Below are 14,555 nucleotides of genomic sequence, written 5' to 3'. Positions count from 1 at the left end.
CGTACCGTCTCCAGGAGGACTCGCCGCGCTTCGGTGTCGGAGAGGCCGGCAAGCCTGCGCGACAAGTCCTGCGTTGCCGGGCCGCGTTCACTCCTTGTCACCGCGGCGTCCGTCAGCTCGGTGAGCAGTCGGGCTGGTCGGGACGCCGCCAGGGCCTCGGCGAACCGGTCCCAGTCCGTCCTGGTGACCGTGGCGGTGGTCAGACCGAGGTCCAGCACCCGCCGAAGAGCGTCACCGGACTGCCGCGCGGACAAGGGTGAGACACCGCTCCTGGAGAGGCGGTCCCGTACGGCCCGGTCCACCATGCCTCCGTCCGCCCAGGGCCCCCAGGCCAGACTGGTCGCGGGCAATCCTCGTCCGCGGCGGTACTCGGCGAAACCGTCGAGCAGGGCGTTCGCCGCCGCATAGTTGCTCTGGCCCGCCGAGCCGACCGTGGCAGCCAGCGACGAGAAGACGATGAACGCGTCCAGCTGACGGTCATGCGTCAACTCATGAAGATTCCACACGGCGTTGACCTTGGGCCGGAACACCGCGTCGAAGCGCTCGGCCGTCATCGCGTCGATCACGCCGTCGTCCAGGATCCCGGCCGCATGGACGACGGCCGTCAGCGGGAGCTCCACCGGGACGTCGCTCAGCAGCAGACCGAGCTCCTCGGGGTCCGCGACATCGCAGGCGGCCACGGTCACCCGGGCGCCCAGCGCGACCAGTTCGGCCTCAAGCTCGGCCACGCCCCGTGCCGCCTTGCCGCTACGGCTCGTCAGCAGCAGATGCTCCGCCCCCTGCTCGGCGAGCTGACGTGCCACGGCCGCACCGAGCACGCCGGTGCCGCCGGTGATCAGCACCGTTCCGTGCGGGCGCAGGCCCACGAGGGCCGTGCCGCCCTGGGCACGTACGGGCATGAGGCGACGCCCGTAGAGCCCTGCGGGGCGGATGGCCACCTCGTCCTCGTCGACCGTCCCGGCCAGTACCGCGATCAGTCGTTCGGCGGTGTAGGCGTCGGGAGTCGACGGCAGATCGATCACACCGCCCCATCGCGAGGGGTGCTCCACTGCCGCAACGCGCCCGAATCCCCATACCGCTGTCTGGTCCGGCCGTGTCAACGACTCGTCGGAGCGCGTGGACACCGCCCCCGAGGTGACGCTCCACAAGGGAGCCTCGACGCCCCGTTCGCCGAGCGCACGGAACAGCGTCAGGGTACGGACCAGACCGGCCGGCAGCCCGGGCTCAAGCGCGGCGGTGAGCGGAAGAAGCGACAGTACGCCCTGGACGTGGCCGATGTCGGCGAGAGCGGCCTCCAGTGTTGCGGCGGTGCTCAAGGGAATCCGAACAACTTCGGCTCCGTAATCGGTCAGCGCACGGTCGACCCAGTGCCACTGCTCTTCGTCTTCCGGCGCCGTCACCAGGAGCCAGGTACCCGTCAGCACGCCGGTGCCCTGGTCGGACACCGGGCGCCAGGCGACCTGGTGGAGGAGATCGTCCGTCTCGGCGGCCTCGTGCCGGCGTCGACGCCAGGCGGAGAGGGCAGGGAGCACCGAGTCCAGCGAGGCATCCTGCTCAAGCTGGAGCGTGGCGGCGAAGTCGTCCACGTCGGCGCGTTCGATCGTCGCCCAGAACTCGCTGTCGATCGCGTCCGCCGACGGGGCCGTGGCCGGGCTCTCCAACCAGTAGCGCTGGTGCTGGAAGGCATACGTCGGCAGATCCAGCCCTGCCGGCCCCGAACGACCGAACACTGCCTGCCAGTCGACCTGAGCCCCACGGATATGGACGTGAGCGAGCGCGGTCATCACGGACACACTCTCGTCCCGGTCATGGCGCACGGCGGGCACGAACAGCGTGCGACCGTCGTCCACGACCTCCTGCCCCATGGCACTCAGCACACCATCGGGCCCGATCTCCACGAACGTCTCCACACCATCGGCGTGCAGGGACCGCACCGCGTCGGCGAACCGCACCTCCCGACGCACCTGCCCGACCCAGTACTCGCCCGACGCTATCTCCTCCATCACCGGGCCACCGGTCACCGTCGACACAAACCGCAGCCGCTCCGGAGCCCGGAACGACAACCCGGCCACCGCCTCACGGAAGTCGTCCAGCATCGGCTCCATCAACGGCGAATGGAACGCATGACTGACCTTCAGCCGCCGCGAGCGCCGCCCGGGGAGGGCCGCCACGACCTGCTCCACCGCATCCTGCGCGCCGGAGACGACCACGGACGCCGGCCCGTTCACCGCCGCCAACGACACACCCTCGACACCGTCCAGCAGCGGCGCGACCTCCTCCTCGGACGCCTCCACCGCCACCATGACGCCGCCCGCCGGGAGCTCCTGCATCAGCCGGCCACGCGCCCTCACCAGAGCACACGCGTCCTCCAGCGACAACACACCCGCCACATGGGCAGCAGCTATCTCCCCCACCGAATGCCCCGCAACAGCGTCGGGCACGACGCCCCAGGACTCCCACAACCGGAACAGCGCCACCTCGAACGCGAACAGCACCGGCTGCGCAACACCCGTCGCCTCCAACACCTCCGCGTCCGCACCGAAGAACTCGTCCCGCACACCGAGACGCTCCAGGACGTCGTCCAGCACTCCCGCGAACACCGGGAACCGCTCATACAACACACGGCCCATACCCACCCGCTGCGCACCCTGCCCCGCGAACAGGAAGCCGATCCGGTCCGCCGTCCCCGCACGCCCCGTCACCACCCCGCCAGCGGGCTCACCCGCCGCCAACGCCACCAGACCCTGCCGCAGTTCAGCCTCATCACCGGCCACCACCACGGCACGGTGCTCCAACACCGCACGCGTCGTCGCCAGCGCATGACCCAGCACCGCCACCGGAACATCCCCCGCCAACGGCACCAACCGGCCCGCCTGAGCCCGCAACGCCACCTCGCTACCAGCAGACACCACCACCGGCACCGGACCCGACAACTCCGCCGCATCCCCCGCCACAACCGCAGCCTCAGGACCCTCCTCCAGGATCACGTGCGCATTGGTCCCACTGATCCCGAACGACGACACACCCGCCCGCCACGGGCGGTCCACCTCGGGCCACGCCACCTGCTCCGTCAGCAGACGCACCTCACCCGCAGACCAGTCCACATGCGGCGACGGCTCCTCCACATGAAGCGTGGCCGGCAGCACACCATGACGCAGCGCCATCACCATCTTGATGACACCCGCCACACCCGCAGCCGCCTGCGTATGCCCCAGATTCGACTTCACCGACCCCAGCCACAGCGGCCGCCCCGCGTCCCGGTCCTGGCCGTACGTGGCCAGCAACGCCTGCGCCTCGATCGGATCGCCCAACCTCGTGCCGGTGCCATGCGCCTCCACCGCATCCACCTCGGACGGCTCCAGCCGCGCACTCGCCAACGCCTGCCGGATCACCCGCTGCTGCGAAGGACCATTCGGCGCGGTCAACCCGTTCGACGCACCGTCCTGATTCACCGCCGAACCCCGCACCACCGCCAGCACCCGATGCCCGTTACGCCGGGCATCCGACAGACGCTCCACCAGCAGCACACCGACGCCCTCGGACCACCCCGTACCGTCGGCACCGGCCGCGAAAGCCTTGCACCGCCCGTCCGGCGAGAGCCCGCCCTGACGGCTGAACTCGATGAAGGCCGCAGGGGACGACATCACCGTCACTCCCCCGACCAGGGCCAGCGAACACTCGCCCTGCCGCAGCGACTGCGCCGCGAGGTGCAGCGCCACCAGCGACGACGAACACGCCGTGTCCACCGTCACCGCGGGCCCCTCAAGACCGAACGTGTACGACAGACGGCCCGAGACGACACTGCCGGCACTACCGCTGGCCAGGTAGCCTTCCAGTTCCTCGGGCACAGTGGACAGCCCCGACGCGTAGTCGTGGTACATCACGCCGGCGAAGACGCCCGTGTCGCTGCCCCGCAGGGAGGTCGGAGGGATCCCGGCCCGTTCGAAGACCTCCCAGCTCGTCTCCAGCAGCAGCCGCTGCTGCGGGTCCATCGCCAGCGCCTCCCGCGGCGAGATCCCGAAGAACTCCGCGTCGAAGTCACCCGCGTCGTGCAGGAATCCACCCTCGCGGGTATTCGAGGTACCCGACCGCTCGAGATCCGGATTGCCGAGCGCGTCGACGTCCCAGCCCCGGTCCGTCGGGAACGGGGTGATGGCGTCGGAGCCCGAACTCATCAGCCGCCACAGATCCTCCGGCGAACGCACCCCACCCGGGAATCGACACGCCATCCCCACAATCGCGATCGGCTCATCCGACCCCACCACCGCCGACGCCACTCCACCACGCCCAGCCACCCCAACCGCAGCCGACGACGCCGACGAAACCAACGACGACACCAGGAACTCCGCCAACGCCACCGGCGTCGGATAATCGAACACCAACGTCGCAGGCAACCGCAGCCCCGTCGCCACCGACAACCCGTTCCGCAACTCCACCGCCGTCAGCGAGTCGAAACCCACCTCCCGGAACGGCCGCTCCCCACCCACCGCAGCCGCCGACCCATGCCCCAACACCGCCGCAGCACGGCGACGTACGAGATCGAGGACCAGATCCTGCCGCTCTGCCGCCGACAGCGCGACCAGCCGGTGCTTGAGATCGGACCCTTGGGCTGCGGCAGCTCCACGATCGCGCGGTCCGGCCGGTCGTACCAGAGCGCGCAGCAGCGCCGGTACCGATCCGCCGAGGTCCGTCCCGGTGTGACGGCCCAGGGCGGCGGTGTCCAGTTTCGCGGCGACGGGCGTCGGATCGGCCGATGCGAGAGCGGCGTCGAACAGCGCCAGGCCCTCGTCGATGCCGAGGGCGCTGACGCCGGCCCGGCGCATCCGTGTCAGATCGGCCTCGTCCAGGCGCCCCGCCATGCCACCGGTGGGATTCCACATTCCCCATCCGATGGACGTGGCCGGGAGCCCCATTCCACGGCGATGGTGGGCCAGGCCGTCCAGGAAGGCGTTGGCGGCGGAGTAGTTGGCCTGCCCCGCAGCACCCAGGGTGCCCGCGACGGACGAGAACAGCACGAACGTGTCGAGATCCAGGTCCTGGGTGAGTTCGTGCAGCAGCCATGCGGCGTCGGCCTTCGGGCGCAGGACGGTGTCGAGGCGCTCGTCGGTCAGCGCGTCCAGTACGCCGTCATCGACCACGCCGGCCGTGTGCACCACGGCGGTCAGTCGGTGATCGGCCGGAATCCCGGCCAGCAGGCGTACGACGGACTCGCGGTCGGCGACGTCGCAGGCCGCGATCGTCACTTCCGCCCCGTGCGCGGCCAATTCCTCGACGAGGTCCCCGGCGTCACCGCTGCGGCTGGCCAACAGCAGGTGTCGTACGCCGTGGTTGACGACCAGGTGCCGGGCTGTCGCAGCTCCCAGCATGCCGGTGCCTCCGGTGATGAGCACGGTGCCCGAGGGGTCCCAGTCGGCCGCGTCGGCGACGGTCGCGGCACGGGCCAGACGGGGTACGTAGAGAGACCCGCCGCGTACCGCGACCTGCGGCTCGCCGGTCGCCACCGCCAGCGCGACCACGTCGTCGCCTTCGGCATCGCTGTCGGTGTCGGTGTCGACCAGCACGATCCGGCCGGGATGCTCCGACTGCGCGGAACGGATCAGCCCCCACACCGCGGCACCGGCGAGATCCACGTCGCCGCCGTCGGTGTCGCCGCCCGGCACCGCGCCCCGGGTCACGACGACGAGGCGCTCGGACGCGGCGCGGTCGTCCTGGGCCAGCCACTCCCTTACGGACGCCAACGCCTCGTTCAGGACGGAGCGCACCGAATCCGCGGAACGCGCGGACGACTCGTCGCTCACGCATCGGATCACCTGGTGGTCGTCGTTCCGTCGTACGGGGGTGGCGACCGGCTGCCAGTCGATACGGAAAAGCGAGTCCATGCCGCCCTGACGGGCGTCGCGCAGCTGATCGTCCGACACGGGGCGGAAGGACAGCGACTCCACCGCGACAACCGGTACGCCCTCGGTATCGGTAGCGGCGAGCGCGACCGCGTCCTCACCCACCGGCGACAGCCGCACCCGCAGTTCCCGGGCGCCCTCCTTGAAGAGCCCGATAGCACGCCAGTTGAAGGGCAGCCTGCCGGGCTCTTCCGCTCCGTCGGCGCGCCATGCGTGGAATGCGGCATCGAGCAGCGCGGGGTGCAGTCCGAACCGTCCGGCACCCAGCTCCTCGGACAGCTCTACGTGGGCGAAGATCTCCGAACCGCGGCGCCATACCGCTCGCAGGCCCTGGAAGGCGGGACCGTAGCCGAACCCGTCGTCGGCCAGCTGGCGGTAGTGACCGTCCAGATCCACCGGCTGGGCGTCACGCGGCGGCCACTCCGTTCCGAAGTCGGCGGGCGCTTCGGGGAGCTGAGCGCCGAGCAGGCCAGTGGCATGCCGGATCCATTCCTCACCGTCGTGCTTGGCATGGACGGTGAACGCGCGGTCGCCCGTCCCCGCCTCCTCGTCGGCGACGGTCACCTGCACCGCCACGCGGCCCTGCTCGGGCAGTGCGAGCGGCGCTTCCACCGTCAGTTCCGCGATATGCCCGCAGCCCACCGCGTCTGCGGCCCGCTGCGCGAGCTCGACGAACACCGTGGCTGGTACGAGGCGGATGCCCCGTATCTCGTGATCCGCCAGCCATCCCTCGACGCTCGTGGTCAGCTGTCCGGTCAAGAGGTGTCCGCCGGACTGTGGCAGCTCGACAGCGGCGCCCAATAGCGGGTGGTCGGCAGCGTCGAGCCCAGCGGCACTGACGTCACCGGCACGGGAGCCGTCGCTCGTGAGCCAGTAGCGCTGGTGCTGGAAGGCATACGTCGGCAGATCCAGCCCCGCCGGCCCCGAACGACCGAACACTGCCGGCCAGTCGACCCGGGCCCCGCGGACATGAACGTGGGCGAGCGCGGTCATGACGGACACGCTCTCGTCCCGGTCACGGCGCACGGCGGGCACGAACAGCGTACGGCCGTCGTCCACGACCTCCTGCCCCATGGCACTCAGCACACCATCGGGCCCGATCTCGACGAACGTCTCCACGCCGCCCTCGGCCAGAGACCGCACCGCGTCGGCGAACCGCACCTCCCGACGCACCTGCCCGACCCAGTACTCCCCCGACGCGATCTCCTCCACCACCGGGCCACCGGTCACCGTCGACACAAACCGCAGCCGCTCCGGAGCCCGGAACGACAACCCCGCCACCGCCTCACGGAAGTCGTCCAGCATCGGCTCCATCAACGGCGAATGGAACGCATGGCTGACCTTCAGCCGCCGCGAACGCCGCTCGGACAGGGCTGCCACGACCTGCTCCACCGCATCCTGCGCGCCGGAGACGACCACGGACGCCGGCCCGTTCACCGCCGCCAACGACACACCCTCGACACCATCCAGCAGCGGCGTGACCTCCTCCTCGGACGCCTCCACCGCCACCATCACCCCACCGGCCGCAAGCCCCTGCATCAGCCGGCCACGCGCCCTCACCAGAGCACACGCGTCCTCCAGCGAGAACACACCCGCCACATGAGCGGCCGCTATCTCCCCCACCGAATGCCCAGCCACCGCATCCGGCACGACACCCCACGACTCCCACAACCGGAACAGCGCCACCTCGAACGCGAACAGCACCGGCTGCGCAACACCCGTCGCCTCCAACACCTCCGCATCCGCACCGAAGAACTCGTCCCGCACACCGAGACGCTCCAGCACCTCGTCCAACACTCCCGCGAACACCGGGAACCGCTCATACAACACACGGCCCATACCCACCCGCTGCGCACCCTGCCCCGCGAACAAGAACGCAACCCGACCCACCGTCCCCGCACGCCCCGTCACCCCGCCCGCACCGGCGGTCACCGCGTCCAGCTCCCGCAGCAGCTCGGCCCGGTCCTCGACCACCAGCGCCATGCCGTGCTCGAACACACTGCGCCCCGCAGCCGCCGCCGCGACATCCACCACCGACACATCGGGCCGCTCAGCAACAAACGACCTCAACCGCGACGCCTGCTCCACCAACGCCGAACCCGTCCGACCTGACAGCACCACCGGCACCGGACCCGACCACTCCGCCGCATCCCCCGCCACAACCGCAGCCTCAGGACCCTCCTCCAGGATCACGTGCGCATTGGTCCCACTGATCCCGAACGACGACACACCCGCCCGACGCGCACGATCCACCTCGGGCCACGCCACCTGCTCCGTCAGCAGACGCACCTCACCCGCAGACCAGTCCACATGCGGCGACGGCTCCTCCACATGAAGCGTCGCGGGCAGCACACCATGCCGCAGCGCCATCACCATCTTGATGACACCCGCCACACCCGCAGCCGCCTGCGTATGACCCAGATTCGACTTCACCGAACCCAGCCACAGCGGCCGCCCCGTGTCCCGGTCCTGGCCGTACGTGGCCAGCAACGCCTGCGCCTCGATCGGGTCACCCAGCCTCGTGCCGGTGCCATGCGCCTCCACCGCATCCACCTCGGACGGCTCCAGCCGCGCACTCGCCAACGCCTGCCGGATCACCCGCTGCTGCGAAGGACCATTCGGCGCGGTCAGCCCGTTCGACGCACCGTCCTGATTCACCGCCGAACCCCGCACCACCGCCAGCACCCGATGCCCGTTACGCCGGGCATCCGACAGACGCTCCACCAACAGCACACCCACACCTTCAGCAAGCCCCGTACCCTCGGCGCCGGCGGCGAAGGACATGCAGCGACCGTTCGGTGCGAGCCCCTGTTGGCGACTGAACTCCACGAACATGTTCGGTGTCGACATCACCGTCACACCGCCCGCGAGGGCCAGCGAACACTCGCCCTGCCGCAGCGACTGCACCGCCAGGTGCAGCGCCACCAACGACGACGAACACGCCGTGTCCACCGTCACCGCGGGGCCCTCGAGTCCGAAGGTGTACGACAGCCGGCCCGAGGCGACACTGCCGGCCGTGCCGTTGGCCAGGTAGCCCTCGATGTCGTCGGAGACGTACGCCAGTCGGGATCCGTAGTCGTGGTACATCACGCCGGCGAAGACGCCGGTGTCGCTGCCGCGCAGCGTCGCCGGGTCGATCCCGGCCCGCTCGAAGACCTCCCAGGACGTCTCCAGCAGCAGCCGCTGCTGCGGGTCCATCGCCAGCGCCTCGCGCGGCGAGATCCCGAAGAACTCCGCGTCGAAGTCACCGGCTCCTTCGAGGAACCCGCCCTCGTGGGCGTAGGTGGTTCCCGGGCGGCTCCGCTCAGGGTCGTAGAGCGCGTCGAGGTCCCAGCCCCGGTCCGTCGGGAACGGGGTGATGGCGTCGGAGCCCGAACTCATCAGCCGCCACAGATCCTCCGGCGAACGCACCCCACCCGGGAATCGACACGCCATCCCCACAATCGCGATCGGCTCGTCCGACCCCACCACCGCCGACGCCACTCCACCACGCCCAGCCACCCCAACCGCAGCCGACGACGCCGACGAAACCAACGACGACACCAGGAACTCCGCCAACGCCACCGGCGTCGGATAATCGAACACCAACGTCGCAGGCAACCGCAGCCCCGTCGCCACCGACAACCCGTTCCGCAACTCCACCGCCGTCAGCGAGTCGAAACCCACCTCCCGGAACGGCCGCTCCCCACCCACCGCAGCCGCCGACCCATGCCCCAACACCGCCGCAGCACGTGTCCTGACCAGCTCCAGCAGTACCTCAGTGCGCTGGGCGGCAGGCAGCCGGGCCAGACGTGCGCTGAGGGCCTCGTCGCCGCCGCCGCGTCGTACGGGCACCCGCACCAGGTCGCGCAGCACAGGTGCGATGGCGGTGTCGGCCGCGCGGAGGGCCGGGATGTCCAGGCGCGCGGGCAGGAGCGCCGGTTCGCCGGAGGTCAGCGCACGGTCGAACAGGGCCAGCCCCTCGGCGGCCGTCAGCGCGGCGATGCCGGACCGGTTGATCCGGTGCAGGTCGCTTTCGTCGACATGGCCGGTCATGCCGCTGCGTGGTTCCCAGAATCCCCAGGCCAGCGCGGTGGCGGCCTGGCCGCGGGCGCGTCGGTGGGCGGCAAGTGCGTCGAGGAAGGCGTTGGCGGCGGCGTAGTTGGCCTGCCCCGCGGCACCCAGCGTGCCGGCTGCCGACGAGAAGAGGACGAAGGCGTCGAGGTCGAGGTCGCGGGTGAGCTCGTCGAGGACCAGTGCGGCGTCGATCTTCGGCCGGAGTACGGTGTCGACGCGCTCCGGGCTGAGAGCGGTGACCAGTCCGTCGTCCAGCACGCCGGCGGCGTGCACGACCGCGCGGAGGGGGTGTGCCGCCGAAATCGAGTCGAGGACGGAGGCGACGGCCTGGCGGTCGGCGGCGTCGCAGGCGACGACGCGTACGGTGGCGCCCAGCGCGGAGAGGTCGTTCAGGGTTTCCTCGGCCAGGTCGCCGCTGCGGCTCAGCAGCAGCAGGTGCCGCACGCCGTGTTCGGTCACCAGGTGCCGTGCCACCAGGCCGCCCAGGACTCCTGTGCCGCCGGTGATGAGCACGGTTCCCCGGGGGTCGAACGGCGTCGCGTCGGGTCCGGTGGGCAGCGGGAGGCGGGCGAGGCGCGGGACGTGGAGAGCGCCGTCGCGGACGGCTGTCTGCGGTTCGCCGGAGGCCAGTGCCATCGCCAGGCCGTGGCCTTCGGGGTCGGTCTCGTCCAGGTCGACGAGGGCGAAGCATCCGGGGTTCTCGGCTTCGGCCGCCCGGACCAGGCCCCACACGGCGGCTCCCGCCGGGCGGCTCGGTGCCTCGCCCGACCGGACGGCGACGGCGCCTCGTGTCACGATCACGAGCCGGCCCGATGCGGACCTGTCGTCGGCAAGCCAGGACTGGAGGCGCTCCAGGACGGTGTGCACGGCCTCCCGCGGGTTCTCCTGGTCGACGTCGAAGACGACGTCCTCCGTCACCGGGTGGGGCGCTGTCTGCTCGTCGGCCGAGGCGGGGCGCCAGGTGACGTGGAACAGCGTGGCGTCCCGGGCGGTGAGCTGCGCCGCCGACACGGGGCGTACGACCAGGGATTCGGCCGACAGCACCGGTTCACCGGTCGTCGCGTCCGTGACCACCAGGGACAGGGCGTCGGGCCCTGAGCCCGCGAGACGTATGCGCAGGGCGGTTCCGCCTGCCGCGTGCAGGGTCACGCCGGTCCAGGCGAACGGCAGCCGGGGTGCCGTCGTGTCGGTCGGCGCGGCGAGCCCGGCGAGGTGCAGGCCGGCGTCGAGCAGGGCCGGGTGGACGGCGAACCGGCCGTCTCCGCTCTCCTCGGGCAGGACGACCTCGGCGTACACCGCGTCGCGCGTGCGCCACGCGGCGCGCAGGCCCTGGAACGCCGGGCCGTAGACGAGTCCCTCGTCGTACAGGTGGGTGTAGTGGTCGACGAGGTCGATGGGCTCCGCCTCGGCCGGCGGCCAGGAGGTCGGGCCGGGCACCACCGCCCCCGGAGCCATCGCCGGGTCCGCTCCCTGCACCACCCCGGGGACTGCCCCCGGGTCCGCCGCCAGGGCGCCGCCGGCGCACCTCACCCATTCCTGGTCGGCGATGTCGGCGAGTCGTGTGTACATGTCGACGGAACGGCGGCCCGTGCCGTCGGCTGCCGCGACGATCACCTGGATCTGCAGCGCGCCGTCGTCGGGGAGGACCACGGGTGCCTCGAACGTAAGCTCGTCGACGCGTCCGCATCCGGCCTGGTCTGCGGCTCTGATCGCCAGATCGAGCAGCGCGGTGCCCGGTAGCAGGGTCTGGTCCAGAACGATGTGATCGGCGAGCCAGGGGTGGGTCTCCAGCGAGACTCGTCCCGTGAGGACGAATCCGTCGCCGTCGGCGAGGCCGAGCGCCATGTGCAGGAAGGCGTGGTCGGACACCGCGAAGTCGCCCGTGGCGCTCACCCGGTCCCGCAGACCGACCGGCCAGTACCGGGCGCGCCGGAAGGCGTACGTCGGCAGGTCGACGTGTCGGTGGGTGCCGCCGACGATCGCGCCCCAGTCGACGGTGACGCCGTGCGTGAACAGCTCCGCCAGCGAGGTGAGGAACCTGTTCCGGCCGCCGTCCCCGCGGCGGAGGGTTCCGGCGGCCAGGCCGGTCCGGTCCGCGTCGTCCAGGATCTCGCGGACTCCGAAGGTGAGCACGGGGTGGGGGCTCACCTCGACGAAGTCGGTGCAGTCCTGCTCGACGAGGGCGCGGACCGCCTGCTCGAAGCGGACCGTGGCTCGCAGGTTCAGATACCAGTACTCGGCGTCCATGCGCGTGGTGTTCAGCAGGCCGCCGGTCACCGTCGAGTACAGCGGGATCTGTGACGCCCGGGGGCGGATGTCGCGCAGCGCCGTGATCAACTCGTCCGCGAGGACTTCCACACTCGGCGAGTGCGACGCGTAGTCGACCGGGATACGGCGTGCCTGCTCGTCCGAACTCAGCAGCGCTTCCAGGGCTTCCGTGCCGCCCGACACCACGGTGGAGCGGGGGCCGTTCACGGCGGCGATCGACAGTCCCCCGGCAAGGTCGATGTCGTCGGCCGGTCGCGGCACGGACACCATCCCGCCCTGTCCGGCCAGTCGCACCAGGGCCCGGCTGCGCAGTGCCACCACGCGTGCGGCGTCGTTCAGGGAGAGGGCGCCGGCGACGCACGCCGCCGCGATCTCACCCTGGGAGTGGCCCACCACGGCGGCGGGTTCGACGCCTGCCGAGCGCCACATCGCGGCCAGCGAGACCATCACGGCGAACAGGGCGGGCTGGACGACGTCGACGCGCTCCAGCGCATCGGCGTCGTCCAGAACGTCCAGCAGGGACCAGTCCACATGGGGGCGCAGCGCCTCGGCGCATTCGGTCATGCGGGCCGCGAAGACCGGTGACGAGTCGAGCAGTTCCAGGGCCATGCCGACCCATTGCGCGCCCTGGCCGGGGAAGACGAACACGGCCTGGTCGCGGCGCTGTTCGGCGACGCCTTCGACCAGTGCCGGTGAGCCGGTGCCCGCGGCGAGGGCGCGGAGGTGGTCGCGCATCTCGTCGAGGTCGGAGCCGAGCAGCACCGCCCGGTGCCGGAAGGCCGTACGGCCGTGGGTGAGGGACCGGGCCACGTCGTCGAGTCGCAGATCCGGGTGGTCGTCGAGGTGGGACCGCAGCGACCGGGCCTGCGCGCGCAGCGCGTCCTCGGTCTTCGCGGAGAGGAGCCAGGGCAGGGGGCCACGGAGGTCGCCGGGCTCTGCGGAGTCGGCGGCGGGTGCCTGTTCGAGGATGACGTGGCTGTTGGTGCCGCTGACACCGAACGCGGAGACCGCCGCGCGCCGGACGCGCCCCGTTCCCGGCCAGGGAGCGGCCGCGGTGAGCAGTCGTACCCCTCCTGCCTCCCAGTCGACGTGGGAGGAGGGCTCGTCCACGTGGAGGGTGGCCGGGAGCGTGCCGTGGCGCATCGCCATGACCATCTTGATCACACCGGCCACACCGGCGGCGGCCTGGGTGTGCCCGATGTTGGACTTGACGGAGCCCAGCAGCAGCGGGTGCCCGTCCGGGCCGCGTTCGGCGCCGTAGGTGGCCAGCAGCGCACGCGCCTCGATCGGGTCGCCGAGCGGCGTGCCCGTGCCGTGCGCCTCGACGGCGTCGACGTCCGCGACGGTGAGGCCGGCGTCGGCGAGGGCCTGGCGGATGACCCGCTGCTGCGCGGCACCGTTCGGCGCGGAGAAGCCGCTGCTCGCTCCGTCCTGGTTGACCGCGGAGCCGCGTACGACGGCGAGGACGGGGTGGCCGTTGCGAAGGGCGTCGGACAGTCGCTCGACCACGAGCACTCCGGCGCCCTCGGACCAGCCGGTGCCGTCCGCACTGTCCGCGAACGACTTGCACCGCCCGTCGGGGGCCAGCCCGCGCTGCCGGCTGAAGTCGATGAAGGGCCGTGGCGTGGCCATCACCGTCACACCACCGGCGAGCGCCATGGAGCACTCGCCCTTCCGCAGCGCCTGGCATGCCAGGTGCAGCGCGACGAGGGACGACGAACAGGCGGTGTCGATGGTGACCGCAGGGCCTTCCAGACCCAGTTCATAGGCGATCCGGCCGGACACCACGCTGCCGGAGGTGCTGTTCCCGAAGAATCCCTCGTACTCCTCGGACGCGCGCTCCAGCAGGCCGCTGTAGTCGTGGTACATCATTCCGGCGAACACGCCGGTACGGCTGCCCCGTACGGATTCGGGATCGATCCCCGCCCGCTCCAACGCCTCCCAGGCGACCTCCAGCATCAGCCGCTGCTGCGGGTCCATCGTCACCGCTTCGCGCGGGGAGATGCCGAAGAACTCCGCGTCGAACTCCGCCGCGTCGTGCAGGAAGCCGCCGCGCCGCACATAGGAGGTGCCCATGTGCTCCGGATCGGCGTCGTAGAGGCCGTCCACGTCCCAGCCGCGGTCGGAGGGGAAGTCCGTGATCGCGTCCTCACCGCGTTCGGCCAGCCGCCACAGCTCTTCGGGAGCCTGTACGCCGCCGGGGTAGCGGCAGCCCATGCCGATGATGGCGATGGGCTCACCGGCCGCAGCCTCGACGTCGCGCAGCTTCTGACGCGTCTGGTGCAGTTCGGCGGTAACCCACTTGAGGTTGTCGAGCAACGTGTTGTCGGTCAT

1 protein-coding gene (running past one end of the window) is annotated in these 14,555 nt (G+C 71.2%); it reads right to left on the bottom strand.

The genetic code is table 11. From position 1 onward, the window contains the following. Positions 1-14,555 carry the 5' end (the start) of a type I polyketide synthase gene (locus ACIGO6_RS31185; protein ID WP_399882215.1) on the bottom strand. It extends 15,367 nt beyond the left edge of the window, so 14,555 of the gene's 29,922 nt are visible here — the first part of the coding sequence; the start codon lies at positions 14,553-14,555; its stop codon lies off the left edge, out of view.

The sequence above is a fragment of the Streptomyces sp. NPDC053750 genome (assembly GCF_044544295.1).
GTDB lineage: Bacteria > Actinomycetota > Actinomycetes > Streptomycetales > Streptomycetaceae > Streptomyces.
Note: the sequence above shows the minus strand (reverse complement) of the source record. Positions and strands in the feature narration are given on the sequence as shown.